General features: G+C 69.1%; 25 protein-coding genes. 12 read left to right on the top strand and 13 right to left on the bottom strand.

The features are described from left to right. Nucleotides 1–39 precede the first annotated feature (39 nt). Complete coding sequence (locus ACYVGI_RS03835; protein ID WP_460631326.1) at nt 40–1,329, top strand: Ig-like domain-containing protein; 1,290 nt, start codon at nt 40–42, stop codon at nt 1,327–1,329. Nucleotides 1,330–1,373: 44 nt separating this feature from the next. Here the strand turns inward: ACYVGI_RS03835 and ACYVGI_RS03830 are convergent, their stop codons facing one another. After that, the gene (locus ACYVGI_RS03830; protein WP_235500577.1) at nt 1,374–1,667 is read right to left on the bottom strand and encodes a hypothetical protein; all 294 of its coding nucleotides are present in this window, start codon (nt 1,665–1,667) and stop codon (nt 1,374–1,376) included. Between the two features lie 347 nt (nt 1,668–2,014). Between ACYVGI_RS03830 and erm the strand changes: the two genes are divergently transcribed. Both erm and ACYVGI_RS03820 read left to right on the top strand, forming a co-directional pair. Then, nucleotides 2,015–2,857 carry a 23S ribosomal RNA methyltransferase Erm gene (gene erm / locus ACYVGI_RS03825; protein ID WP_460631325.1) on the top strand — a complete coding sequence of 281 codons (843 nt, stop codon included), beginning with the start codon at nt 2,015–2,017 and terminating at the stop codon, nt 2,855–2,857. A gap of 10 nt (nt 2,858–2,867) precedes the next feature. Then, nucleotides 2,868–3,617, top strand: a complete 750-nt coding sequence (locus ACYVGI_RS03820; protein ID WP_460631324.1) for a GNAT family N-acetyltransferase — start codon at nt 2,868–2,870, stop codon at nt 3,615–3,617. A 243-nt stretch (nt 3,618–3,860) separates the two neighbouring features. On the opposite strand, the gene ACYVGI_RS03815 is transcribed toward ACYVGI_RS03820, so the two are convergent. From ACYVGI_RS03815 to ACYVGI_RS03805, 3 genes are read right to left on the bottom strand one after another with little or no spacing between them, the layout of a single operon-like run. Further along, the gene (locus tag ACYVGI_RS03815) at nt 3,861–4,931 is read right to left on the bottom strand and encodes a threonine aldolase family protein (RefSeq protein ID WP_460631323.1); all 1,071 of its coding nucleotides are present in this window, start codon (nt 4,929–4,931) and stop codon (nt 3,861–3,863) included. Between the two features lie 27 nt (nt 4,932–4,958). Beyond that, entirely contained in the window at nt 4,959–5,639 is a 681-nt protein-coding gene (locus ACYVGI_RS03810) for an SDR family oxidoreductase (protein ID WP_460631322.1), read from the bottom strand. An 8-nt stretch (nt 5,640–5,647) separates the two neighbouring features. Next, complete coding sequence (locus ACYVGI_RS03805) at nt 5,648–7,093, bottom strand: DUF6421 family protein (RefSeq protein ID WP_460631321.1); 1,446 nt, start codon at nt 7,091–7,093, stop codon at nt 5,648–5,650. A gap of 168 nt (nt 7,094–7,261) precedes the next feature. On the opposite strand from ACYVGI_RS03805, the gene ACYVGI_RS03800 reads away from it, so the two are divergent. From ACYVGI_RS03800 to ACYVGI_RS03790, 3 genes are all read left to right on the top strand, one after another. Then, the gene (locus ACYVGI_RS03800) at nt 7,262–7,990 is read left to right on the top strand and encodes a DNA alkylation repair protein (RefSeq protein WP_460631320.1); all 729 of its coding nucleotides are present in this window, start codon (nt 7,262–7,264) and stop codon (nt 7,988–7,990) included. Between the two features lie 100 nt (nt 7,991–8,090). Further along, the gene (locus tag ACYVGI_RS03795) at nt 8,091–8,990 is read left to right on the top strand and encodes an SDR family NAD(P)-dependent oxidoreductase (RefSeq protein ID WP_460631319.1); all 900 of its coding nucleotides are present in this window, start codon (nt 8,091–8,093) and stop codon (nt 8,988–8,990) included. 120 nt (nt 8,991–9,110) lie between these two features. Then, complete coding sequence (locus tag ACYVGI_RS03790) at nt 9,111–10,511, top strand: APC family permease (RefSeq protein WP_460631318.1); 1,401 nt, start codon at nt 9,111–9,113, stop codon at nt 10,509–10,511. Between the two features lie 86 nt (nt 10,512–10,597). Here ACYVGI_RS03790 and ACYVGI_RS03785 read toward each other — a convergent pair whose 3' ends face one another. The 3 genes from ACYVGI_RS03785 to ACYVGI_RS03775 form a co-directional block, all read right to left on the bottom strand. Then, a complete protein-coding gene (locus ACYVGI_RS03785; protein ID WP_460631317.1) occupies nt 10,598–11,506 on the bottom strand; it encodes an ABC transporter permease in 909 nt (302 codons plus the stop codon). A gap of 7 nt (nt 11,507–11,513) precedes the next feature. Then, complete coding sequence (locus tag ACYVGI_RS03780; RefSeq protein ID WP_460631482.1) at nt 11,514–12,554, bottom strand: aliphatic sulfonate ABC transporter substrate-binding protein; 1,041 nt, start codon at nt 12,552–12,554, stop codon at nt 11,514–11,516. 104 nt (nt 12,555–12,658) lie between these two features. After that, the gene (locus ACYVGI_RS03775; RefSeq protein WP_460631316.1) at nt 12,659–13,516 is read right to left on the bottom strand and encodes an ABC transporter ATP-binding protein; all 858 of its coding nucleotides are present in this window, start codon (nt 13,514–13,516) and stop codon (nt 12,659–12,661) included. A 196-nt stretch (nt 13,517–13,712) separates the two neighbouring features. On the opposite strand from ACYVGI_RS03775, the gene ACYVGI_RS03770 reads away from it, so the two are divergent. From ACYVGI_RS03770 to ACYVGI_RS03760, 3 genes are read left to right on the top strand one after another with little or no spacing between them, the layout of a single operon-like run. Continuing rightward, complete coding sequence (locus tag ACYVGI_RS03770; RefSeq protein ID WP_460631315.1) at nt 13,713–14,582, top strand: DUF5819 family protein; 870 nt, start codon at nt 13,713–13,715, stop codon at nt 14,580–14,582. Beyond that, nucleotides 14,579–15,802: an HTTM domain-containing protein gene (locus ACYVGI_RS03765; protein WP_460631314.1), complete on the top strand. Its 1,224-nt coding sequence runs from the start codon at nt 14,579–14,581 to the stop codon at nt 15,800–15,802. The genes ACYVGI_RS03770 and ACYVGI_RS03765 overlap by 4 nt, the downstream gene beginning before the upstream one ends. Further along, complete coding sequence (locus tag ACYVGI_RS03760; protein ID WP_460631313.1) at nt 15,799–17,268, top strand: phytoene desaturase family protein; 1,470 nt, start codon at nt 15,799–15,801, stop codon at nt 17,266–17,268. The genes ACYVGI_RS03765 and ACYVGI_RS03760 overlap by 4 nt, the downstream gene beginning before the upstream one ends. Here the strand turns inward: ACYVGI_RS03760 and ACYVGI_RS03755 are convergent. Further along, on the bottom strand, nt 17,166–17,852 hold the full coding sequence (locus ACYVGI_RS03755; protein WP_460631312.1) for an RNA polymerase sigma factor: 687 nt from the start codon (nt 17,850–17,852) through the stop codon (nt 17,166–17,168). The two genes, ACYVGI_RS03760 and ACYVGI_RS03755, sit on opposite strands and share 103 nt — an antisense overlap. Before the next feature lie 60 nt (nt 17,853–17,912). Next, the gene (locus ACYVGI_RS03750; protein WP_460631311.1) at nt 17,913–20,180 is read right to left on the bottom strand and encodes an ATP-binding protein; all 2,268 of its coding nucleotides are present in this window, start codon (nt 20,178–20,180) and stop codon (nt 17,913–17,915) included. A 255-nt stretch (nt 20,181–20,435) separates the two neighbouring features. On the opposite strand from ACYVGI_RS03750, the gene ACYVGI_RS03745 reads away from it, so the two are divergent. Genes ACYVGI_RS03745 through ACYVGI_RS03735 form a run of 3 tightly spaced genes read left to right on the top strand, consistent with a single transcriptional unit; the run spans nt 20,436 to nt 21,045 of the window. After that, a complete protein-coding gene (locus tag ACYVGI_RS03745) occupies nt 20,436–20,717 on the top strand; it encodes a hypothetical protein (protein ID WP_460631310.1) in 282 nt (93 codons plus the stop codon). Further along, nucleotides 20,714–20,887: a hypothetical protein gene (locus ACYVGI_RS03740; protein ID WP_460631309.1), complete on the top strand. Its 174-nt coding sequence runs from the start codon at nt 20,714–20,716 to the stop codon at nt 20,885–20,887. Before ACYVGI_RS03745 ends, ACYVGI_RS03740 begins: the two co-directional genes overlap by 4 nt. After that, complete coding sequence (locus ACYVGI_RS03735; RefSeq protein ID WP_460631308.1) at nt 20,887–21,045, top strand: hypothetical protein; 159 nt, start codon at nt 20,887–20,889, stop codon at nt 21,043–21,045. The genes ACYVGI_RS03740 and ACYVGI_RS03735 overlap by 1 nt, the downstream gene beginning before the upstream one ends. Before the next feature lie 3 nt (nt 21,046–21,048). Here the strand turns inward: ACYVGI_RS03735 and ACYVGI_RS03730 are convergent, their stop codons facing one another. From ACYVGI_RS03730 to ACYVGI_RS03715, 4 genes are read right to left on the bottom strand one after another with little or no spacing between them, the layout of a single operon-like run. Continuing rightward, complete coding sequence (locus ACYVGI_RS03730) at nt 21,049–21,603, bottom strand: signal peptidase I (RefSeq protein ID WP_460631307.1); 555 nt, start codon at nt 21,601–21,603, stop codon at nt 21,049–21,051. A gap of 22 nt (nt 21,604–21,625) precedes the next feature. Further along, nucleotides 21,626–22,294 carry a hypothetical protein gene (locus tag ACYVGI_RS03725; RefSeq protein WP_460631306.1) on the bottom strand — a complete coding sequence of 223 codons (669 nt, stop codon included), beginning with the start codon at nt 22,292–22,294 and terminating at the stop codon, nt 21,626–21,628. Nucleotide 22,295: 1 nt separating this feature from the next. Then, nucleotides 22,296–22,910: an LPXTG cell wall anchor domain-containing protein gene (locus ACYVGI_RS03720; RefSeq protein WP_460631305.1), complete on the bottom strand. Its 615-nt coding sequence runs from the start codon at nt 22,908–22,910 to the stop codon at nt 22,296–22,298. Continuing rightward, entirely contained in the window at nt 22,907–23,479 is a 573-nt protein-coding gene (locus ACYVGI_RS03715; RefSeq protein ID WP_460631304.1) for a hypothetical protein, read from the bottom strand. Before ACYVGI_RS03715 ends, ACYVGI_RS03720 begins: the two co-directional genes overlap by 4 nt. Nucleotides 23,480–23,498: the final 19 nt, after the last annotated feature.

The following is a 23,498-nucleotide window of genomic DNA, read 5'->3' as shown; positions in this document are numbered from 1 at the left end:
TGTGGTCTGCGGCCATCTACCCGAATGGATGTGCATCCCGTGTCCCGAAAACTGCTCGCCATCGTCCTCTCCGCTGTCGGCCTCCTCGGCCTGAGCGGGCTGAGCCTCCTCTCCGCGCCGACGGCGGACGCCGCCGTCATCCCCAACGCCATCACCGGCGTCTCGCTGACGTCCACCCACTCGGTCGGCAGGTACGACACGTCGACCTTCGCCTGCACCTGGGCTGTTCCGGACGCCTCGTCCGCCGGCGACACGTTCACCCTTCAGCTTCCGCCCCAGCTCTCCTGGTTCGGCACGGCCGACTTCGACCTCAAGGACGCCGCGGGGGATGTGGTCGCCACGGCCCACGCGGACGACTCCGGCCTGGTCACCTTCACCCTCACCGGCTTCGTGACCACCCATCCGGACTCCGTGAACGGCACCTGCGCCTTCACGACCCTGTTCACCGCAGAACAGACGCAAGCGGGCCCCACCACCCTGCAGTTCACGGTCGGGTCGACGGTCTATCCGATCAACGTCGTCGAGGCAGGACCGTGCACCAGCTCGTGCGAGACCCCGGCTCCGACGACCGCATCCAAGACCGGATACTGGGCGAACACCGCACAGACCAGAGTCCACTCGTTCATCCAGGACCCGGCCACCACCGATGCCGTGAACACGGCCACGATCACCGACACCCCTGCGGGCGGAACGGCGATCGACTGCGCGACCGTCACCCCGGCGATCGGCGCGTGGGACCCGGCGACGGGAACCATCGCAGAGCCGGACCACAGCGCGGAGTATCCCGCGACCATCGACTGCACGCCGGCCAGCGTGACGGTCACCTGGCTGGATGTGCCCGCCGGGCTCTACACCAGGCTCGACCTCGACACCGTGGTGACGGATGCGACGCTCGGCGCATACACGAACGCGGGAGATGTGGCGATGAACGGCGAATCGACGCCCGTGGAGTCGACCGTGGAGACGACGGCGGCCGCCGGCACAGGAACCGGGCAGGCACCCACCTCCACGCCGACGCCGACTCCCACTGCGACGCCGACGCCCACTGCGACGCCGACGCCCACTGCGACGCCGACGCCGACTGCGACGCCGACGTCCACACCCACGTCCACGCCGACGCCGTCCTCCACGCTGACGCCGGCGCCCGCCGGCATCACGTCGACTCCCGCCCCCTCGGCCTCCGCCCCCGCATCGCCGTCAGCGGGCGCCCACCTCGCCGAGACCGGCTCCGACCTCGCTGCGCCGCTCTCCGCCGCGCTCGCTCTCACCGCAGCCGGTGTCGGAATCGCGATCGCCAGGACCTACCGCCGCAAGCACGCGACGCGCTGACCTCGCTCAGTCGAGCTGACCTCGCTCAGTCGAGCCGACCTCGCTCAGTCGAGCCCGAGCCGCTTGAGCGTGTGATGCTCGCTGTGCCCCGCGTCCGTCTCGATCTCGTCCACCGCGATCGGGATGCCCGGCCCGATGGCGAGCCAGACGAAACCGTCTCTGTGAACGAGGGGGACCAGATCGGTCGTGCCGTCCTTGAGGAGGGTGCGCACGCGTTTCAGCAGTGCGTACCCTTCCGACGGCCTGGTCACGTAGGTCTTGCGCCGATAGTGGACCACGTGCGCGACGGTCTTCGCGCCGAGTCCTTCCACCTGGGCGTCGGTCAGTGCCTCGGTCATCTGCGGTCCTTTCGGGTCAGGCTCTCGGCCTCTCGGCCGAATCGACGGTACTCGCGTCCCCGGCCGAGTCAACCGAGCCGAACAGAGTCCGCCGATACGCGCATCCACGAGCCGCCCCTGGACGCGGGCGCGGCCGGTGCCATACCGTGCTGTGTATGGGAACACTGAACAGCGTCGCCTGCGGGCGACGCGTGATCGCGCGGGAGCGTCGCGCCTGACGGCGCGCTCCCACCGATCCACCGATCGCGCCGTACCTCCGGAGACCTTCGCGCCCCGGATGCGGAAGCCGTTCGTGCTGCCTCCGACCTGTTCCGCGGGCGCTCCATCTATCGCTGCTGGAGTTCCTCGTGCCTACCCGTTCCTCCCGTCCATCCCGTCCCTCCCGTCCATCCCGCCCCTCCCGTCCGGTCGCCCCGGTCGGCGGCAGGCATGAACTCGGACAGAACCTTCTCGTCCACCACGCCACCATCGAACGCGTCGTGGCGCTCGCTCGCGCGACGCACGGCCCGATCCTCGAGATCGGCGCGGGCGACGGCGCCATCACCCGGCACCTGGCCAGGCTCGGCCGCGACCTCCTGGCGATCGACCTCGACGGCGCCCGCGTTCGCCGTCTGGCCGAGCGCCTGCCGTCCGCCGACATCCGCCAGGCCGATGCGCTGCGCTTCCCGCTGGACCGGCAGGTCGTCGTCGGCAATCTCCCGTTCCACCTGACCACCCCGATCCTGCGGCGTCTGCTCGGCTCCGGCCGGTGGCGGACAGCCATCGTGATCACCCAGTGGGAGGTCGCCCGCAAACGCGCGGGCGTCGGCGGGCGCACGATGATGACGGCGCAGGCCGCGCCCTGGTTCGACTTCGCGCTGCACGCTCGCGTGCCCGCGGACGGCTTCCGTCCGCGCCCGTCCGTCGACGGCGGCCTCCTCACCGTCGAGCGTCGACCCGTCCCTCTGATCCCCACGACGGAACGCACATCATACGAGCGCTTCGTCGCCTCGGTCTTCACCGGCCAGGGGAGGGGGATGGATGCGATCCTCGCCCGCGCCGTCGGCGTCCCCGCCGCGGAGCGCAGGTCGGCATTGGCCGCGGCGGGCGTGTCGCGGGACGCACTGCCCCGCGAGCTGACACCGGCGGCGTGGGTGGAGGTGTGGACGCACTGCGCCCGGTTCGGCGGCGGCGCGCGAGGGAGCAGGTAGCGTTGCCGTCGTGCTTCCTCTCCCGTCGCCCGCCGAGCTGGACGACCTCGCCGACCGCGGCTGGCCGGCGCTCGAACGCGAGCAACTCGGCCCGTGGACGCTCCGCTTCGCAGACGGCGTCACCAACCGTGCCAACTCCGTGCTCCCGTCCGGCCAGGTGGATGCGGTCGCCCTGCCCGCGCTCGTCGGTTCCGCCGAGCAGGCGTACCGTCGTCGTGGCCTGCCCGCCGTGTTCCAGGTCAGTCCCGCCACCGATGCGGCCCTCCCCGCCGAGCTCGGAGCCCGCGGCTACCGCGAACACTCGGCCACGCACATCCTGGTCGCAGACCGTGCGAGGATCGCGGAAGCCTCTGCGGCCGTCACTGTCGCATCCACCCCCTCACGACCGTGGATGCAGCTCTGGTGGTCGGTCGACGGGCGCGGCGACTCGGCGGCGCAGGCTGTCGCTGAGCGCATCCTCATCGGGGTGCCCGCGCTCTACGTCGGCTCCGGTGCGCCGGAGCGGCCTGACGCGGTCGCGCGTCTCGCCATCGTGAACGGGTGGGGCGGGCTGTTCGCCGTGGCCACCCGCCCGGAGGCGCGCCGCCGCGGTCACGCCGCCGCCCTCATCCGTGCGGTCGCCGACGCCTCCGCGGACCACGGCGTCGAGCGCCTGTGGTTGCAGGTCATGGCGGACAACGCCGCCGCCGTCGCCCTCTACGAAGGGCTCGGCTTCGTCCAGGCGTCGAGCTACAGCTACTGGACGGAATCCGCCGGTTAAAACCGCGATGCCGGGTGCGTGAACCTAGGGGAATTCACGCAGCCCGGCATACGTTCGGGGTTACCTTCGGAGGATATTCGGGTTCCTCCGCCGGCTATTACAGACTACCGAAGATCGAGCCGTTGTGGGTCAAATGGAGGACACGATTTGTACCCCAGTAGGAGTGTCATTCTGGCCCTCGCTTGGGGTGTCCGTGCCCCTTGACGTCAAAAACCCGACGCTGTAGTGCAAGAACCGGACAGTCTATGCCGCGAGTTCCTGCTTGAGTGCGGCGACGAAGGCGTCGATGTCGTGCTCGGAGGTGTCGAACGAGCACATCCACCGCACCTCGCGACGCGCGGCGTCCCAGTCGTAGAAGCGGAAATGCGTGCGCAGCCTGTCGGCGACCCCAGCAGGCAGAGTGGCGAACACGCCGTTCGACTGCGTCTCCTGGCTGAACCCGACGCCGACGATGCTGCCGTCCGCAATACCGGCCTCGAGGGAGGTGCGCAGCCGGTTCGCCATCGCGTTCGCGTGCGACGCCGACCGCAGATAGAGGTCGTCGGTGAGCAGTGCGATGAGCTGGGCCGAGATGAAGCGCATCTTCGAAGCGAGCTGCATGTTCAGCTTGCGCAGGTAGAGCAGCCCTTCGGACGCCGCCGGGTTGAGCACGACGATGGCCTCGCCGTAGAGCATCCCGTTCTTCGTGCCGCCGAAGCTGAGCACATCCACTCCCGCATCGGTGGTGAACGCGCGCAGCGGCACCCCGAGCGACGCGGCGGCGTTCGCGATGCGGGCGCCGTCCATGTGGAGCTTCATGCCGAGCGAGTGAACGTGATCGGCGATCGCCCTCACCTCGTCGACGCTGTACGCCGTGCCGAGCTCGGTGGTCTGCGTGATCGACACGACGAGGGGCTGCGCGCGGTGCTCGTCGCCCCAGCCCCAGGCCTCCTTGTCGATGAGCTCTGGGGTGAGCTTGCCGTCCGGCGTCTCCACCTGGAGCAGCTTGATCCCGGCCACCCGCTCCGGCGCTCCGGCTTCGTCGGTGTTGATGTGCGCCGTCTTCGCGCACACCACGGCGCCCCAGCGCGGGATCATCGACTGCAGTCCGACGACGTTGGCGCCGGTGCCGTTGAACACGGGGAACACCTGCACGCCGTCGCCGAAGTGCTCGGCGAACACGTCGTGCAGCCTGGCCGTGTACACGTCTTCGCCGTAGGCGATCTGGTGGCCTTCGTTGGCCGCAGCGATGGCGTCGAGGATCTCGGGGTGGACTCCCGCGTAGTTGTCCGAGGCGAAACCGCGCAGGTTGAGGTCATGGAGTTGTAGCGTCACGTATCCATCCTTGCAGGAGAGTGAGAGTCAGTTCGCAGCGTCCGCGGGAGTTGTGAGCAACTCGCGCGTGCCATTGATTGTGGAGGGATCGGTCTCCCACAGGTTCACGACGCCCTCGCCGAGGCGTCCCTCGAGCCCGGCCAGCGTCTTCACGACGAAGACCACGGCGGCCGCGTTCGGCGCCTGCTTCGAGAAGCCCTGGGCGATAGCGCGCGTCCAGGCATCCGCCGCCGCCTTCGCCGCGGCGTAGTTCGCGCCGCCGGCGTACGGAGCGTCCACCGCGGTGGACGACACGATCGCGAGCCGCCCAGCCGGAGAGGCCACGAGGTCGTCGTAGAACACGCGCGTCGTGTTCCGCAGCGTGCGAAACCCGCGCTCCAGGAAGTCCCAGTCGTCGTCGGACTGCCCGGCGATGCCGCCGCCTCCCCGCCAGCCGCCGACCAGGTGGATCAGCCCGTCGATCGCCCCGAATTTGAGGTGGATGCGCATGGCCAGCTCGGCCACCGCATCCCGGTCGGAGAGGTCGCAGACCCTGGTGTCGACGCCGGGCACGGCAGCGGCCAGGGCGTCGAGCGCCTCCGGCCGCGTGCCGACGGCGAGGACCGTCGCGCCCGCTGCGACCAGCGAACGCGAGACGGCCTCGCCGCTGGCGCTGGTCGCACCGGCGACCAGCACCAGCCGCCCGGTGAGGGGCAGACCTTCCGTCACACCTTCCGTCACTTCTCGTCCGAGTGGCCGGTGATGCCGGAGGTGGATTCGATGACGCCTGCCATCTTCTTGTTCAGTGCTTCGTAGAACATCGACAGCGGGAACTCGTCGTCCAGTACCTGGTCGGTGTATCCCTTGGGGACACCGGCGAGGATCTCGTCCGGGAGCCCGCGCGCCCAGTTGGATGCGGGGTTCGGGGTGAGGGTCTGGGTGAGCATCTCGTACGCGGCCAGCCAGTGCGACACCTTGGGCCGGTCGATGGACCGCCAGTAGAGGTCGTTGATCTGGTCGCTCAGGGCGACGACGACCTCGGGCACGCCGTCCCAGTCGATGGTGAGCTGGGTGTCGGTCCAGTGCAGCACGTCGTGCTGGTGCATCCACGCGAACAGCAACTGGCCGCCGAGCCCGTCGTAGTTCCGCACCCGGCTGCCGGTGATCGCGAACCGGAAGATCCGGTCGAAGATCACCGCGTACTGCACCAGCTTCGCGTGGTCGCGGATCTGGCGCTGTGCCTCCGACAGCTCGGCGTCCGGCAGCGCCTTCAGCTCCCGCTCCTGGCGCACCGACTCGCGGAACGCCGTCAGGTCGCAGCGCAGTTCCTCCAGCGAATAGAGGAAGAACGGCATCCGCTGCTTGATCATGAACGGATCGAACGGCAGGTCCCCGCGCATGTGACTGCGATCGTGGATGAGGTCCCACATCACGAAGGTCTCCTCCGCGAGCTTCTGGTCCTCCAGCATCGCCGCAGCATCCTCCGGCAGCTCCAGCTTGGTGATCTCCGACGCCGCCCTGACCACGCGCCGGTAGCGCGCCGCCTCGCGGTCCTGGAAGATCGCTCCCCAGGTGAAGGTGGGGATCTCGCGCATGGCGACGGTCTCCGGGAAGAGGACGGCCGAATTCGTGTCGTAGCCCGGCGTGAAGTCCACGAAGCGCAGCGGCACGAACAGCTTGTTGCCGTAGTCGCCCGCCTCCAGCTCCGCGATGAACTCCGGCCAGATCACCTCGACCAGCACAGCCTCCACGAGGCGGTTGGTCGAGCCGTTCTGCGTGTACATCGGGAACACGACCAGGTGGCCGAGCCCGTCGACGCGGTGCTGCTGGGGCTGGAACGCGTTGAGCGCGTCCAGGAAGTCGGGCACGCCGAAGCCATCGTCCGCCCAGCGGCGGAAGTCGGCGCGGAGCGCGTCCAGGTATGCGGCGTCGTGCGGGAAGTGCGGCGCGAGCTCGGCGATCGACGCGACGATCGCATCCACCTGCTGTGCCGCTGCGGCCTTGTCGGCCTCCACCGGCACCGAGCCGTCCTTGACCTGCACCCGCTGCAGCGCGACCGCGGCCTCCTTGAGGGCCAGCCAGGCGGGATGCGTCGCAAGCGACCGCACGGAACGGACGTCCTCGACGACCTCGGGCTCTCCGACAATGGCGTTTGCACTGAACTGGGAAACGAATTGTGACATGACGAACCTCCCGTCGTTGGTCGTCCGCGACTGCGGCACTGGTCCGGGCGCCGATTGCACCCGCATTCGAGCCTATCCACTCGTCTTCGACGTTTTCTTGCCCATCCGGTGTCTTCCCTTGCGCCCGACGCCTCGGAGACGCATTTTTCCACCGGTATGCTCGGCCTCGTGACGGCAGCAGAGGTTCGGGATGCGCTCGCGGAGGTCGCCGATCCGGAGGACGCGCTCTTCCTTCAGCGTTTCTTCAAGACCGGTCCGGGCCAGTACGGCGACGGCGACGTCTTCATCGGCGTGCGCGTGCCGCAGACCCGTGCCGTCGCCAAGCGATTCGGCGGAATGCCGCTCGACCAGCTCCGCGAGCTGCTCGACAGCGAGGTGCACGAGCACCGCCTGGCCGCGCTCATCATCCTGAACAAGGACTTCGAGCTCGCCAGTCGCCCTCGCAGCCGCGATGAGGCGCGCAGGGAGGAGATCGCCTCCTTCTATCTGGATGCGGTCCGCCGCGGCAGGGTGAACAACTGGGACCTGGTCGACGCCTCCGCCGAGTTCGTCCTCGGCGAGTTCCTCTTCGACCGCCCACGCGGCCTGCTCTTCGATCTCGCGGCGAGCGACGTGCTCTGGGAGCGTCGTGTCGCCGTGCTGTCTTCGTTCGCGTTCATCAAGCACGGAGACGCCTCCACCACGCTCGAGCTCGCCGCCCTCCTGCTCGACGACAAGGAGGACCTGATGCACAAGGCCGTCGGCTGGATGCTCAGGGAGGTCGGCAAGCGTGTCGATCGGGATGCGCTGCTCGCCTTCCTCGACGGGCACGCGGCTGCCATGCCGCGCACCATGCTGAGCTACGCCACAGAGCACCTCAGCGCGGAGCAGCGCGCGGACTATCGCGCGCGTCGCTGACCGCCGACCGCCGACCGCCGACCGCCGACCGCCGACCGCCGACCTCCACGGGCACCGACTGCCGCTGACGCGCACGCCCGCGACTTGCGATGATGGACCCATGACGAGAACGGTTCGAGGCGCCCGCGTGCTGATCACGGGGGCCGCATCGGGGATGGGGAAGCTGTACGCCGAGCGCGCCGTGCGCGAGGGGGCTTCCGCCGTCGTCCTCTGGGACCGCGACGAAGCGGCGCTCTCCGTGGTGACGGCCGAGCTGCGCGCCCAGGTGATGGACCAGCGCAGCGCGTCGCCGTGGGGCGGCCCTGGCCGGTCGCCGAGTTCGTCGGCCGGGCGGCCGGCGACCACCGTGCATCCCTTCGTCCTCGACATCGGCGAGCTCGGCGCCATCGCGCAGACCGCGCAGGTCGTCCGCAAGGAGCTGGACGGCATCGACGTGCTCATCAACAACGCGGGGATCGTGCGCGGCAAGTACTTCTGGGAGCACGACAACGGCGAGGACACCCGGCAGACCATGCAGGTCAACGCTCTCGCCCCGATGTACATCACCCGCGAGTTCCTTCCCGCGATGATCTCCAGTTCCCGCGAGGCGCGCATCGTCAACATCGCGTCGGCGGCGGGGACGGTGTCGAACCCGCGGATGAGCGTGTACGCCGCATCCAAGTCGGCCGTGATCGGGTGGAGCGACAGCCTGCGGCTTGAGCTGCTGCAGCAGGGCTTCGGTCACGTCAAGGTGACGACGGTCGCCCCGAGTTACATCTCGACCGGGATGTTCGAGGGCGCGCGCGGCCCGCTGCTCACGCCGATCCTCAACCCGGAGTATGTGGTCGACAGGGTCTGGAAGGCGATGCTCGCCGGGCGGCCGATGCTGCTGCTCCCGTGGTCGGTCGGCCTCGCCCGCACGCTCAGAGGGCTGCTGCCGCTCCGGGCGTGGGATGCGGTGGCCGGCAACCTCTTCGGCGTCTACTCCTCGATGGAGAACTTCACCGGACGCAAGCGCTGAGGATTTCTGTCGCCGTGGCGGTTCCGCGGGGTATACCAGCATGTCGCACCCCGTTCGGGTGACAATTCTGAGAACTTTCACATAAAGTAGCTCCCACCCTCGATCGACAACGGAGCGAACGTGAGCAATCCTTCCTGGACCCAGGTCATCAAGACCGCCGATGGCGAGCAGCCGGAGCTGAAGCGGGCGCTCGGCCCAGGACTGCTCCTGCTCTTCATCGTCGGAGACATCCTCGGAACGGGCGTCTACGCGCTCACCGGCCAGGTGGCCGCGGAGGTGGGCGGCGCCGCCTGGCTGCCGTTCCTGCTCGCGTTCGCCGTCGCCACCGTGACCGCGTTCTCCTACCTCGAACTCGTGACCAAGTACCCGCAGGCCGCCGGAGCCGCGCTCTACACGCACAAGGCGTTCGGCGTGCACTTCTTCACGTTCATCGTCTGCTTCATCGTGATGACGTCCGGCATCACCTCGGCGGCGACCGCATCCCGCGCATTCGCCGTCAACCTGTCCGTCGGCTTCGGCCTGCCGGACGACAACGGGTTGACGCTGCTGGTGGCGCTCGCGTTCATCGTGCTGATCATGCTCGTCAACCTGCGCGGCGTGACGGAGAGCGTCTGGCTGAACGTCGTGCTGACCATCGTCGAGCTGTCCGGCCTGCTGCTGGTCATCATGATCGGCCTGTGGGCGATCGGCGGCGGCAACGCCGACTTCTCCCGCGTCGTGGCGTTCGAGACACCGGAGGACAAGAGCATCCTGCTGGCGGTGAGCACGGCGACGTCGCTGGCGTTCTTCGCGATGGTGGGCTTCGAGGACTCGGTCAACATGGCGGAGGAGACCAAGAACCCGAGCCGGATCTTCCCGAAGATGATGCTCACCGGCCTCGGCATCACCGCCGTGATCTACGTGCTCGTCTCGATCACCGTCGTGGCGCTCGTCCCGATCGGCGAGCTGGCGGGCAGCGAGACCCCGCTCGTGACCGCGGTGCAGACGGCGGCGCCGGACTTCCCCATCGCCGATCTGCTCCCGTTCATCTCGATGTTCGCGGTCGCGAACACGGCGCTCATCAACATGATGATGGCGAGCCGTCTGCTCTACGGCATGAGCAAGCAGGGCGTGCTCCCCGGATTCCTCTCCAAGGTGCAGCCCAAGCGCCGCACGCCGTGGGCGGCGATCCTGTTCACCAGCGCCCTGGCACTCGGCCTCATCGTCTACGTCTCGCTCGACCCGAAGGGCTCGATCGTGGCGCTGCTCGGAGGCACAACGTCGCTGCTGCTCCTCGCGGTGTTCGCGGTGGTGAACGTCGCCGTGCTCGTTCTCCGCCGCCAGCCGGTCGACCACAAGCACTTCCGCACCCCGCGGGTGCTGCCGATCGTCGGAGCGATCACCTGCCTCTACCTGGTGTTCCCGTGGACCTCCGGCCGTCCGGCCGGTCAGTACGGCATCGCGCTCGCGCTTCTCGCCATCGGCGTCGTCCTCTGGGCCGTCGCCCGCGCCTTCACATACGCCGCGTCCCGCCGCCGCTGACCCAGGCAATCGAGCCCAGCCTTTTTCACCTTTCCGGCGCGGAATACGGTGAGAAAGCCTGGGCTCGATTGCTGGGGGAAGGTCCGTCAGCCCCAGCGGCGCGCGGTCCAGCGTTCGAGGAGGCCGATCAGGGAGTCGCTGAGCTTGCCGAGGATGGCCAGCAGGATGATCGCGAGGAACAGGCGATCGGTGCGTCCGTTGTTGGCGGAGTCGTTCAGCAGGAAGCCGAGCCCCATCGAGGATGCGATGAGCTCGGCGGCCACGAGGAAGAGCCATGACTGGGCGAGCGCGAGGCGCAGGCCCGAGATCACCGTCGGCAGCACGAACGGCAACTGCACCGTCGTGAACAGCCGCACCCCGCTCAGGCCGAACGCGCGTCCAGCCTCCACCAGATGGCGGTCGACGTGCTTGAGCGCTGCGGCGACCGTCGTGTAGACGGGGAAGAAGGCGCCGATCGCGATCAGAATGACCTTCGACTCCTCGCCGATCTTGAACCACAGGATGAGCAGCGGCACCCACGCCAGCGACGGGACGGCACGGATGGCGCTGAGCGTCGAGCTGAAGAAGATGTCCCACAGCCGCGACAGTCCGACGAGGGCGCCGAGCACCAGTCCGAGGAGCGCACCGCAGGCGAAGCCGATCAGCACGCGCTGCGTCGAGATGGCGATGTAGAGGCCGAGCAGCCCGCGCTGCGCCAGGTCCACCGCAGCCTCCCACACCATCGCGGGCGACGGGAGCTGGGAGGAGTTGAACGCACCGGAGGTCGAGGCGAGCTGCCACGCCGCGAGCAGGAGCAGCGGCAGCACGAAGCCGCCGACGATCCGCGTCGAGCGCCGCGACAGGAACGGGATGCGCGCATCCACCTGGCTGCCGCGCCCGCGTCCGCGCTCGCCCGGCTCCTGCTCGCGCGGACCCCCGTCGCGTGCGGCAGAGGTGCCGTACATCGACACGGCGAGCATCGCGGCGTCGCCCTCCGGTGCGTTCTGATAGCTCATGCGGAGACTAGCCTCCGATGGCGCTCGGGTCGGCCTTCTTGGCGAAGGTCGGGTCGAGCAGCGTGTCGAGAGCCTTGTCGATGTCGGACTGGCTGCGCACGTCGCCGGTCGAGACGAAGATCGGTCCGACCTTCTTCAGAACCTTGAGCTGGGCGTCGCCGGGGATGTTCGACACGTCGAGGTTGGTGCGCTCGGTGATGACGGTGGTGGCGACGGACGGGTCGATCGACGCGACCTCGGAGAGGATGCTCGCCGTCTCGTCCGGGTGCTTGAGCGCCCAGGCGCGGGCGTACTCGTACGTGTTCACGACGGTCTGCGCCACATCGGGCTTGTCCTTGACGAACGACTCTGTGGCGTTGAGGAACCCGTAGGTGTTGAAGGCCACATTGCGGTAGATCAGCTTCGCGCCCGACTTCTCAGCGTTCGCCATGATCGGGTCGAGCCCGGCCCACGCGTCGACGGAGCCGTTCTGCAGGGCGGACCAGCCGTCCGCGTGCTGCAGGTTCTGGATGGTGACGTCGTTCGCCGAGAGTCCGTTGGCCTCCAGCGCCTGGAGCAGGAAGAAGTACGGGTCGGTGCCCTTGGTGGCGGCGACCTGCTTGCCCTTCAGGTCCTTGACCGAGCTGATGGTCGAATCCTTGCCGACCACGATGGCCGACCACTCCGGCTGCGAGAAGATGTCGATGGTTTTGATCGCCGAGCCGTTCGAGCGCGCGAGCAGCGCGGCGGAGCCCGCGGTCGATCCCACGTCGATAGCGCCGGAGCGAAGCGCTTCGTTCGCCTTGTTGGAGCCTGCGGACTGCACCCAGTTCACGGTGATGTCCTGCTTCTTCAGCGCCTTCTCGAGCCAGCCCTCCTTCTTGATGACCAGGCTGAGCGGGTTGTATGTCGCGAAGTCGATGTTCAGCGTCCCGCCCTTCGTGACCCCGGCGGTGCTCTGGGGGTCGGCGGCGGCCTGGCCTTCGCCGGCGACGCAGCCGGTGAGCATCAGGCTGGCGGCGGCCGCGATCGCGGCGACGGCGGTGACGATGGTGGATGTGCGGCGCATGGTGCCTCTCAGGTAGTCAGTCGGGGTGCTGCTGTGCTGTGGATCGCTGCTGTGGATCGCGGTGGTGCGGCCGGGCGACGCTGGGGTCGCTGCCACGGGGAGGATCAGTACGGGAACGCCGGGATCGTGTTCGTCGACGGGATGCCGCGGGCGTGGCCGTGGCGGTCGATGCCGAGTCCGTCGAGCAGTTCCGCGCGGAGCTCGGCGAGTTCCGCTGACCCTCGGTCGCGCGGGCGGCTGCCCGGCACGGTGACGACGCGACGGATGGTCGCGCCCTGTCGTCCTTCCTCGGCGCCCAGCAGGATGATGCGGTCGGCGAGCTGGAGGGCCTCGTCGACGTCGTGCGTGACGAGGAGGATCGTGGTGGGCGCTGCTCCGTGCACGTCGAGGAGCAGGTCCTGCATCTTGAGCCTGGTGAGCGCATCCAGCGCCCCGAAGGGCTCGTCGAGGAGCAGCACACCGGGATTGCGGGCGAGCGCCCTGGCCAGGGATGCGCGCTGCGCCATGCCGCCGGAGACCTCGCGCGGCCGCAGCCCGGCAGAGGCGGAGAGACCGACCAGGTCGAGGAGCTGGGCGACGCGCTCGCGCCCCGCAGCCCGGTCGAGCCCGCGGGGGAGCCCGAGGGCGACGTTGTCGGCGATCGAGCGCCACGGGAGCAGGCGGGGCTCTTGGAAGCCGACGGCGCAGCGCGCGTCGATTCCCGCCACCGCCGTTCCGTCGATGAGCGCGGCTCCTGCGGTGGGGCTGTCGAGACCCCCGGCGATGCGCAGGAGCGTCGACTTGCCGCATCCACTCGCTCCGAGGATCGCGACGACCTCGCCGGCCTCGACGGTGAGGGACACGTCGCGCAGCACTGGTCGTGGCGTCCTGCTCGCGGCCTTCTCGCCCTTCACCCGCGGCGCGACGAACGCGCGCCCGACGTCGACGAACTCCACGGGGTATGCGGACGGTGTGGGCGGCATGGTGTCTCGACGCTATCGGTCGGTCCGCATCCACGCAGTGCCCGCTGAAACGCGGCGTAACGAAACCGTGCGTTCGGCACGAATCGGCGCTATGCGGGTCCGCTCGCGGCCGAAGAGAAGAATGCAACGTTATCTGTGGCGCGCTGTTCGCTCTTACTGCGTGGAACCTTTCGTACCCCACCCGGAGAAGACAGACATGAGCGTGCTTTCCCCTGAACGAGACGAGGAGGCCGGTGTCGACCGGCCTGTCGCCACTCCGCCAGACCCGAGACCGGCACAGAGGCCAGCGGCGGCGGCTGCGCCGAAGCGCCGCACTCGCGGCGCCCGCATCGCTCTCGCCGTGGTCGGCCTGATCACGGCGTGGCACATCTTCGCCAGCTTCCTCTGGATCGGGCCGCCGACGCCGCTGCGACAGGTGGTGCCCGGCACCCTGCTCACGCAGTACATGATCCCGTGGCTCGGGCAGAGCTGGAGCGTCTTCGCCCCTGCCCCCATCAACGGCGACTACGACCTGCGGATCCGCGCCGTCCTGGCGGACAAAGACGGGGCCGAGATCGCCACCGAATGGATCTCCGCCGTGGATGCCGAGCAGAAGATGCTCGTGCACAACCTGTTCCCGCCGCGCGCCTCCAATCTCGCCGTCAAGCAGGCCTCCGCGCTCAAGGGCGCGTGGGATGCACTGACCCCCGAGCAGAAGAAGATCGCCGAGCTCAACTACTTCAAGGGCGACGACTGGCTCGGCCGGATGCAGACGGCGATGAACCAGGCCAACGAGCAGAAGAACACCATGGCCGTCGCCACCTACATCGTGCAGGAGCGCTACACCGACGCGTACGCGGTCCAGGCCGCTCGCGCCGTCTGGGGCCGCACGGTCGTGCGTGTGCAGTATCAGACCAGCCGCCAAAACATCATCCCGTTCGAGCAGCGCAACAACCCGAAGGCCAAACTGCCGCCGCTGCAGTTCGCGGTGACCGGCTGGCGCGGCCTCATCGTCATGCCAGGGCAGAACGAGCAGCAGTTCGCCGAGATATTCGCACCCCTCAACGCGAAGGTGGCCACGAAGTGACGACACGCAACCTCTTGTCCAGGGTCGGCAGCCTCGTCGCCGATCTCGTCCGCCGCGGGATGCGCGGAGCCGGTGCGCTCGTGAAGACCCTCTACCTGCAGGGCGAGACCTGGATCCTCGACGGCAAGCGCGCGTCGTACGGCATCGCGGTCACCCGCATCCTGCTGGGCGTGATGATGCTCGGCCTGATGCTCACGAACTTCTCCACGCGGTTCTACACCTGGGGCGCCGGGATGGCGTGGAGCGGCCAGTTCGCATACCCGGGCAACGATTTCGTGAAGATGTGGCCGTTCACCATGTTCCACGACCAGGCGCAGAACCCGTTCCTGTTCACGGTGCTGTACCTGGTCGCCATGGCGTTGGCGGTCAGTTTCGCGATCGGCTACCGCACGAGGCTGTCGCAGTTCTTCCTCTTCTTCTTCTGGGTCGCCATGGTCGAGTCCAACTCGAACGTGAACGATCAGAGCGACAACCTCACGCGCATCGCCCTGATGGTGATGTTCTTCGCCGCTCCCGGCGACCGCTGGTCGGTCGACGCCCGACGTCGCAGGATCGCAGACGAGAAGGCGGAGAAGCGCGGGAAGAGTGGCGTCTTCCTCGTGCGCTGGTGGCGCTTCCAGAAGGTGGTCCCCGAGCACTACACGAACATCCTGCACAACTTCGCGATCATCGCGCTCGCCTGCCAGGTCTCGTTCATCTATGTCTCCGGCGGTCTCTACAAGGCGGGCGGCGCGCCCTGGTCGGGCGGCACGGCGATCTACGACCCGATCCACGTGACGCAGTTCGGTCCGTGGCCGGAGCTGAGCGCGTTCGTCACGACCTGGGGCCCTGGCGTCGCGTTCGCGACACTCCTGACGCTGATGGTGCAGGTGAGCTTCCCGCTGCTCCTGATGCGCAGGGGAACGCGCATCTTCGCGCTGATCGTGATGCTCGGCTTCCACATCGGCATCGCCGTGCTGATGGGGCTGCCGTGGTTCTCGCTGGCGATGATCGCGATCGACGCGATCTTCATCCGCGACGTGACGTACCGAGAGCTGAGCGGCGGTCTTGTGAAGGCGTGGAGGCGGACGCGCTCGACGCCGGTCGCCGGACCGGGGGCCGAGGCGCCCGCCGAGGCGCCCGCCGAGACGCCCTCCGAGCCGCCGGTCGAGGCGCCCGCCGAGGCGCTCGCCGAGCCCGCCGAGGTCCCCGTGCTCGCTGCTCAGCCGTCCGCCCCGTGAAGGAACGCCTCGACGCCGTCGTCGTCGGCAGCGGCCCCAACGGGCTGGCCGCCGCCGTCACGCTGGCGAGGGCCGGGCTGCACGTCCGCGTCTACGAGGCGGCGGACAGCATCGGCGGCGGCGCGCGCACCAGTGAGCTGACCGTGCCGGGGTTCCGGCACGACGTCTGCTCGGCTGTGCACCCGATGGCGTTCGCATCGTCCTTCTTCCGCGCTTTCCACCTGACCGAGCGCGTCGAGTTCGCGATCCCCGAGGTGTCGTACGCGCATCCACTGGCCGACGGAACCTCGGGGATCGCCTACCGCGACCTCGACCGCACGGTCGACGGCCTCGGTGGTGACGGGCGCGCCTGGCGTCGCCTGATGGGGCCGCTGGTGCGGCACGCACAGGACATCGCCGGCATCTCGGCCGGGCATCTGCTGCGCGTGCCGACCCCGCTCTCGGCTGCCGTTCCGCTCGGGCTGGCCGTGCTGGAACAGTGCACACCGGCGTGGACGGCCCGCTTCCGCGGGAGCCACGCCCCCGCGATGCTCGCCGGCCTGGCCGCGCACTCCATCCAGCCGCTCCCGTCGCTGGCGGCTGCCGCCTCCGGCCTCGTGATCGGGGCGTACGCGCACGCGTACGGCTGGCCGATCCCTGTCGGGGGGAGCCAGGCCATCCCGGATGCGCTCGCCGCGGAGGTCGTGCGGCTCGGCGGGGAGATCGTGGTCGGGCATCCCGTGTCGTCGCTCGCCGAGCTGCCGCCCGCTCGCGCCGTGCTGCTCGACGTGAGTGCGCGTGCACTGCTCGACCTCGCGGGCGACGCTGTGCCGCCTCGCTACGAGCGTGCAGTGCGAGCGTTCCGCTACGGGCCGGGTGCGGCCAAAGTCGATTTCGCCCTCTCCGCTCCCGTGCCGTGGACCGATCCAGACCTGGCGCTCGCCGCGACCCTTCATCTCGGAGGAACCCAGCACGAGGTGCGGGCGGCGGAGAACGCCGTCTCGCGCGGCAGGCACGCCGAGTCACCGTTCATCCTGGCCTCGCAGCCGACCGGGTTCGACGCGTCGCGTGCGCCGGAGGGCGCGCACACGCTGTGGACGTACGCGCACGTGCCGTCCGGCTCGGACGTCGATCAGCGCGAGACGATCACCCGAGCGATCGAACGGCTCGCGCCCGGCTTCCGCGACCTCATCGTCGCGTGCAGCAGCAGCACGGCCGTGGATGCGTCCCGCTACAACCCCAACTACGTCGGCGGCGACATCTACGCGGGGTCCCCGAGCATCCGGCAGTTGCTCAAGCGCCCTGTCCTGTCGACCGATCCGTGGCGGACCCCGCTCGCCGGTGTGTACCTCTGCTCGTCATCGACCCCGCCGGGGCCGGGCGTTCACGGACTGTGCGGCTGGAACGCTGCGCGTTCCGCGCTCCGCCGCGAGTTCGGCATCGCCGCCGATCCGATGGCGGCCGTCGGCCTCGCCGGCGATCTCTGAGCGTCCGGCTCGACGGAGGACAGCCACGCCTTGCGCAGGCCCTGCCTGGCGCGGAAGGCCAGCATGGCGGCCGCCGAGGACGTGATGCCGAACAGCGCACCGATCTCCGTGGGGTTGAGGTCTTCCACCTCGCTGTACCAGAGCACCTTCCTCCAGCGGTCGGGGAGGGACTGGAATGCCTCGAACCCGGCGAGCCGGTCGAGCCGGTCGAGACCGGCCGTCTCGGGGATCGCATCCATATCGTCGAGCTCCTGCACGGCGAGCCGGCCTTCCTGTCGTGCCCACAGCGCCGCGACGTTGCGCATGGTGGTGACGAGGTAGGCGCGGAAGGACAGCTCAGGGCCCTTGCCCGCTTGCAACGACGACAGCACGCGGGCGAACGCCTCGGAGGCGAGGTCGGCCGCATCGAAGGTCGTCGTGATCCGTCTGGCCGCCGCCAGGGCAGAGGGAACGTGTCGCTTCCAGAGCTCGGCGTATGCGCGCCGGGCAGCGTCACCGCCGCCTCTGACCAGCCCGATCAGTTCCTCGTCATCGCGGAGGTCGGAACGGTATTCCACGTAGCTGGTATCTATGGATTGCGTCATACTCCGAGCATCGAACTCTGAGGCCCGCACGGCGTAGTCATAAATACCCAATGAGCTACCTCACGAGTTATATCCAGAACTTCTCATTCGCCAGGCGACCACCTGGGTGCGCGAATTGAAGCCCAGCTTCGCCAGGATGCGCTGAACATGGTTGTTCACTGTCCGCACGGAGATCACCAGCCGCGTCGCGATCTCCCGGTCCGTCAAGCCCTCGGTGATCAGGTCGCACACCTCGTACTCGCGAGCACTGAGCTGGCCGTCTCCGGAGCGCCGGGCGGACGAGAGCGAGAGCGGGCCTCTCTCTCCGAGCCCGAGCCGGATGGCCTCATCCACCGACAGTTTCTGGCCCTTCTCGATGCCTCCCACGATCGTGGTCAGCCGAGCGGATGAGCCGCCAGAGCTGTATCGCGCCGCGTCAGCGGAGAACGGGCCGGGCTGCGGCAGGTGCGCCGTCCCGCGCCACACCGCTTCCGCAGCTCCGAGCAGCATCGATCCCGTGGCGAACTCCCCGGACGCGAGCTCGGCTCGACCGATCGCGTGCAGAGCGTGAGCGAGGCCGAGGGGCGCCATCAGGGCACGTTGCAGGACGAGCGAGTGGCGCGCGAGTTCCCTGGCCTGCTTCGCGTCGCCCTTCCTCAGGCGCATCGCCGACGCGTGCAGGAGCAGGGCGGCGCCCTCGTACCGCTCGCCGCTCGCCGCACCGGCCTGCAGCAGGCCCTCGCGCAGCGTGGTCGCCTCCTGCTCGCATCCGAGCCGTTCGTACGCCAGCGCGAGGCCCGCCCTGAAGAACGCCTCGTCGACCGGCGAGCCCGGGTACGGGGTGACGCTCAGCGCGCGCTTGAAGAGGCGCACGCTCTCGTGTGGCTCCTGCGCCGCCGTCGCCTCCGCACCATCCAGGAACGCGAGCGCAGCGGAGTCCCCGCGCTCGACGGCGATGGCGCGCGCCTCGCCGAAGAGCGCGGCTGCAGGCTTGCCGGCGAGGCCCAGCAGCATCGCGTGAAGCGCCAGCCCGATCGCCAGGTCCGTCGTCGATGCGCTCGACGCGGAGAGTGCGCGCTCGAGGAGGAGGAGGAAGTCGGCGAGCCGCCCCTGCGCACCCCACGCGATCCTCCAGCCGAGCACGAGGAACCGGATGGCCGTCTCTGGGCTTCGGCCGCCGGAGAGCGAATACTCGACCGCGGCCGTGAGGCTCGGGAGCTCGTGGCTGAATCGGCTGAGCCAGGCCCCCTGCTCCGGGCCGAGCCAGGCGCGGTTCCCCTCGGTGAGCTGCGCCAGATACCAGTCGCGGACACGCTCGCGAGCTGCATCGAGACCGTCGCGCTCGGCCAGCAGCTCGCGCCCGAACCGCCGCGTCGCGTCCAGCATCGCGTACCGCACGCTCCCGCCCGCCTCGGCCCTGTCGACGATCGACTTCGTCACGAGGGACTGGATCAGGTCGAGCACCCCCACTGAGGAGAGCCCGCACGGCGCGAGCACCGCCGCCGCCGCATCCGGGTCCCAGTGCCCGTCGAACACCGACAGCAGCGCCCACGCCTCCTGCTCGAGCGGTGAGCACGTCTGGTAACTCCACTGCATTGTCGTGCGCAGGCTGCGGTGCCGTTCGATGACATCCCGGTCCTGGCTGGTCAGCAGTTCCAGGTCGAGCCTGTCCAGGATGTGCCTGGCCGAGAGCACGACCCTGCGTCCTGCTGCGTGTTCGATAGCGAGGGGCAGTCCGTCGAGGCGACGGCAGATGGCGGCGATGGAGGCGAGATCCGGTGTGCCGGTCGGCAGCGCATCCCGGTCCGCTGGCGAGCGCTCCACGAACAGCTCGACAGCCCCAGCGGCGAGCTGCTGCGGGTCGCACGAATCGTCCGCGGGCGTGGTCAGCGGAGCGACGACATGGATGCGCTCTCCCGCGATCTTCATCGCCTCCCGTGTGGTCGCTACCACCTTCACGTCCGGACACGAGCGGACGATCGCGAGCACGAGCTCGGCGCAACCGCTCAGCACTCTGTCGCAGGTGTCGAGGACGAGGAGCAGTTCCAGACCGGCGAGATGATCGATCAGGTGCGGCAGTGCGTCCGGCGCCCGCAGCTCGGAGGCGACGGCACGCAGCACAGCGGAGGAGTCGGCGGCGTCATCGAGCCGCACGAAGGCCGCGCCGTCCCTGAACCGCCGCGTGACGTCGTGCGCGAGCCGGAGCGCGACGCGTGTCTTGCCGACGCCTCCCGCACCGACGATGGTCAGGATGCGCGTCTCGCCGAGCGCGGCCCGCGCGTCGGTGATGTCCGCCTTCCTGCCGATGAGTGGCGTTGTTTCGGCCGGGAGGACTGCTGACGACGGCATGGTGCTCTGTTCTCGATCTGGACGTGCCTCCGGGAAACGGACGATGAGGTCGTCGCCGCGGTGACCGGATTTGAGTCAAGTCCGGCGCGCGCAGCGCCGATATCCCAAAGATGTTCGTGAAATATCCATTTCCTGCCATTTCGCTCGCTGGAGGCTTCCGTTCCGCGGTCTGGGCAGAACGTGCGTTCTAGCGCGTTATCCGCACGCCGAGCCACGCTCTTACAGACCAAGTGGACGTCGACGACGAGGAGCGACATGACGATCGAGGAGAGCGGATTCCACGAGCCGCTGCGCACCACCATGACGGTCCGAATCCGTCTGAACATGAAGAAGAGCGCAGAGACCGCCGTACTCAGCACATCGGGACGGCTGGGTGGGTACCGGTCCATGAACTCGCTCGTCGAGGCGGCCATCCAACGCGAGCTGGACGACCTGGCGACGCGCTTCAACCACGGCGACCCGTTTCCGCCCAATGACGGCCGGTTCCGCAAGGGCAGACCGGCCGACACCAACACCCTCGAAGGAGATGAACGATGAGTACGAGATCGTCCAACGGCCAGGTGCGACCCGCAGAGTACGCGCCGCACTTCGAGCAGTCCACCAGCGGCGTGACCGGTGAGCTGGTCCTCATCGAGTGCGACTGCCCGATCGGCGAAGACCACACCTACGCCGACTGGCTCGCACGCTTCACCAGGGCGGCGTTCTGATGCAGCGCTTCGAAGCGGTCGTGGAGACCGCGCAAAAGCGTCGGTTCGTGGTCGAGGTGGAGGGAGAGGACCCGGTGGTCGCGACGACGAAGCTTCGGCGCGCGTTCGGTCACGACGTGGTCGTCCTGACGCTGAAGGCGTCGCGCCGTCGCGTGTAGCGCTCAGCTCTCCACCGCCTCGCGCTCCTCCGCCCGTCCTGCCGCCCGCGCCGCCGCCGCATCGGCAGGGCGGGCGGCCGGTCGTGGTCTGCCGACGATCACGAGCGCGACGAGCGCGATGACGTACACCCCGATCGCCGTCAAGCCGAACGGGGTGCGCGCTGCCAGCGCGAGAGTGCCCGCCCACGGCACATGGAAGAGGTATTTCCCGACCGAGCTCGCCACGTACGGCAGCGGGTCCTCCGAGGCGTTCGCGTCGCCTCTCAGGCGGAGCGTCGTGGTCGTCCCTGTGGTCTTCACGCTCACGACACGGTGCGTGATCAAGCCCTTCGCGCCGTCCTGGCGCTGCGTGGTCACGATGTCCCCGACGCGCACCGTGCTCGCGGGAATCTCCTGCGCGAACACCATGGAGCCGACGGGGAGCGTCGGCTCCATCGAACCGGAGATCACGACGACCGGCTGCACGCCGAGGAGAGCGCTCCCCGCGACGGCGACCACGGCGGCGACCCCGACGATCGCCGCGAGCGTGAGCATGATCGATCCGATCGTGCCGAGCACGGTCCGTCTGGGCTTCGAACGTCTACGAGCTCGACGAGCCATCGAACACCACCTCCAAGGCTGTCGCGCCGCCGTTGTACGCGCTGGTCTCCGGCGTGTCGATGTAGTACAGGATCACAGTGAGGTCGCGCCTGCTGTCCGCGGCTCCTGCTGCCCACGGTTCCCCGTCGGCGAGCGGTGGCGCATCCCGTTGCCCGAGTCGCCCGACGACGGCGTTCGCCTGGTCGACGGTCACGCCCTGCGACGGGTCGGTGGCGCTTCCGCCGAGCAGCAACTGGCTCGTGGCCGCGTCGATGACCGTGACCCGGATGAAGGGGGTGATGTTCGGGGACGTGCCCACCTGTCCGGTTCCCGCCGCATCCGATGGGCCGATGGCGATGGTCACCTGTGCCGCGATGCCGGGCGCGTTGTTCGCGACTCCGAGGTCGACGGAGATGGATCGCCCCGGCACGAAGGCGTCGTCCCCGGTCAGCGGCAGGGCCGCCGCCGAGCCGGGCGGGGCGTGGTGCACCGTGCCGTCCGGGCCGACGGTGACGATGCCGAACGGCACGGCGGAGCCGATACCGGCCGGGCCGATGGTCAGCGACGCTCGATCGGTCAGTGCGCTCACGGTCGTGGTGGTGCCGACGATCGCCAGCACGCTCGCGACGACGCCGGCGGAAATCAGAGGCAGGGCGATTGTGCGACGCATGTCACTGACTCCCCTTCTTCCGTCTGGCGAGCAGCAGGAGACCGCCGCCGACGATGGCGATGGCCGCGACGACGATGGCCGCGACCGCGATGGTCGAGCCCGTGTCGGGGAGCGCGACGGGAGGCTCCGGCGCCTTCTCGACAGAGGTGAGCTGGAACACGATGCTGGCTCCGCGCCCCTGCAGCTCGTCGCCGGCCGACCGCGCCAGCGCGACGGTGCCGCTGAGCGTGACGGTGGACCCCGCCGCGACGGAACCGAGATCGATCGGTGCGCCATCGAGCAGGTCGGCGACGGGAGTCTCCGGAAGGACGACGCGGCCGGAGGGATGCGTGACGGTCGCTGTGAGCAGGTCGCCGAATTCTGCCGTGGAGCCGCCGACGGCCGTGACGGTGAGGTACGCATTCACGGCGTCCGCGCCCGGATTGGCGATCGAGCCCGACCAGTCGGAGGAATGTCCCGGCCCTGGCATCGGGACGGTCACCGTCGAGGTGGCTGGCGTGGCGTCTGTCGTGAGAGCCGACGGGGCCGCGTTCGCGATAGGGGGAGAGGAAAGGAGGAGGGCGGCGCTCGCGGCGATGGTCGCCGCGCCGGCGACGGCCGCCCAGCGGCCGATCACTCGCTGACCCCCGAGAAGCGCACGCTGACGGGGGTGCGCAGTCCTTCGAGACTGTCCGTGGCGTCTGCGGGGAGGGAGATCGTCAGGTCGAGGGTGCGCGACGCGCCGGATGCGGTTGGTCCCGTCAGCGCGATGGTCGACGCTGTCGTCGCATCCACGTTGTCGGCATACACGTGACCGGCCTCCGAGATCGTGAAGCGGAGCTGGTCGAAGAGTGGGTTGGGGGTGACGGGGCGCACGACGTGCAACGCGATGAGTGCGCCGAGACGGGGGCTGGCGTTCCTGACGGCGACGCGGGTGGACAGGGACCTGCCCGGCCCGATCGTGGCATCCCGAAGGACGACCACGATCGGGTCAGGGCGGCCATGAGCCCAGGATGAAGCGGCCGGAGTCCAGCCGGCTTCGTCGCTTCCCGCTGCCTGCAGATCGAAGGTGTTGTGCGTACCGTCGATCGCGACGACCAGCTTTCCCCACTCGACAGTGCTCGCGGCCGTGAGGCCGACCAGGGCGAACGCCCCGACGCCGATGATCGACGCGAGCACGCGCGCGGAGGTCCACCGCGGCGTCACGCTGTACAGGCTCACGGCA

Source organism: Leifsonia lichenia (genome assembly GCF_054780215.1).
Note: the sequence above shows the minus strand (reverse complement) of the source record. Positions and strands in the feature narration are given on the sequence as shown.

What these genes read in the sequence shown, in the direction of transcription:
- ACYVGI_RS03740 (WP_460631309.1), top strand. Translation starts at nt 20,714, where the DNA reads ATGAGTACGAGATCGTCCAACGGCCAGGTGCGACCCGCAGAGTACGCG.
- ACYVGI_RS03770 (WP_460631315.1), top strand. Translation starts at nt 13,713, where the DNA reads ATGAGCGTGCTTTCCCCTGAACGAGACGAGGAGGCCGGTGTCGACCGG.
- ACYVGI_RS03795 (WP_460631319.1), top strand. Translation starts at nt 8,091, where the DNA reads ATGACGAGAACGGTTCGAGGCGCCCGCGTGCTGATCACGGGGGCCGCA.
- ACYVGI_RS03725 (WP_460631306.1), bottom strand. Translation starts at nt 22,294, where the DNA reads ATGCGTCGCACAATCGCCCTGCCTCTGATTTCCGCCGGCGTCGTCGCG.
- ACYVGI_RS03805 (WP_460631321.1), bottom strand. Translation starts at nt 7,093, where the DNA reads ATGTCACAATTCGTTTCCCAGTTCAGTGCAAACGCCATTGTCGGAGAG.
- ACYVGI_RS03775 (WP_460631316.1), bottom strand. Translation starts at nt 13,516, where the DNA reads ATGCCGCCCACACCGTCCGCATACCCCGTGGAGTTCGTCGACGTCGGG.
- ACYVGI_RS03745 (WP_460631310.1), top strand. Translation starts at nt 20,436, where the DNA reads ATGACGATCGAGGAGAGCGGATTCCACGAGCCGCTGCGCACCACCATG.
- ACYVGI_RS03785 (WP_460631317.1), bottom strand. Translation starts at nt 11,506, where the DNA reads ATGAGCTATCAGAACGCACCGGAGGGCGACGCCGCGATGCTCGCCGTG.
- ACYVGI_RS03830 (WP_235500577.1), bottom strand. Translation starts at nt 1,667, where the DNA reads ATGACCGAGGCACTGACCGACGCCCAGGTGGAAGGACTCGGCGCGAAG.
- ACYVGI_RS03750 (WP_460631311.1), bottom strand. Translation starts at nt 20,180, where the DNA reads ATGCCGTCGTCAGCAGTCCTCCCGGCCGAAACAACGCCACTCATCGGC.
- ACYVGI_RS03780 (WP_460631482.1), bottom strand. Translation starts at nt 12,554, where the DNA reads ATGCGCCGCACATCCACCATCGTCACCGCCGTCGCCGCGATCGCGGCC.
- ACYVGI_RS03755 (WP_460631312.1), bottom strand. Translation starts at nt 17,852, where the DNA reads ATGACGCAATCCATAGATACCAGCTACGTGGAATACCGTTCCGACCTC.
- ACYVGI_RS03735 (WP_460631308.1), top strand. Translation starts at nt 20,887, where the DNA reads ATGCAGCGCTTCGAAGCGGTCGTGGAGACCGCGCAAAAGCGTCGGTTC.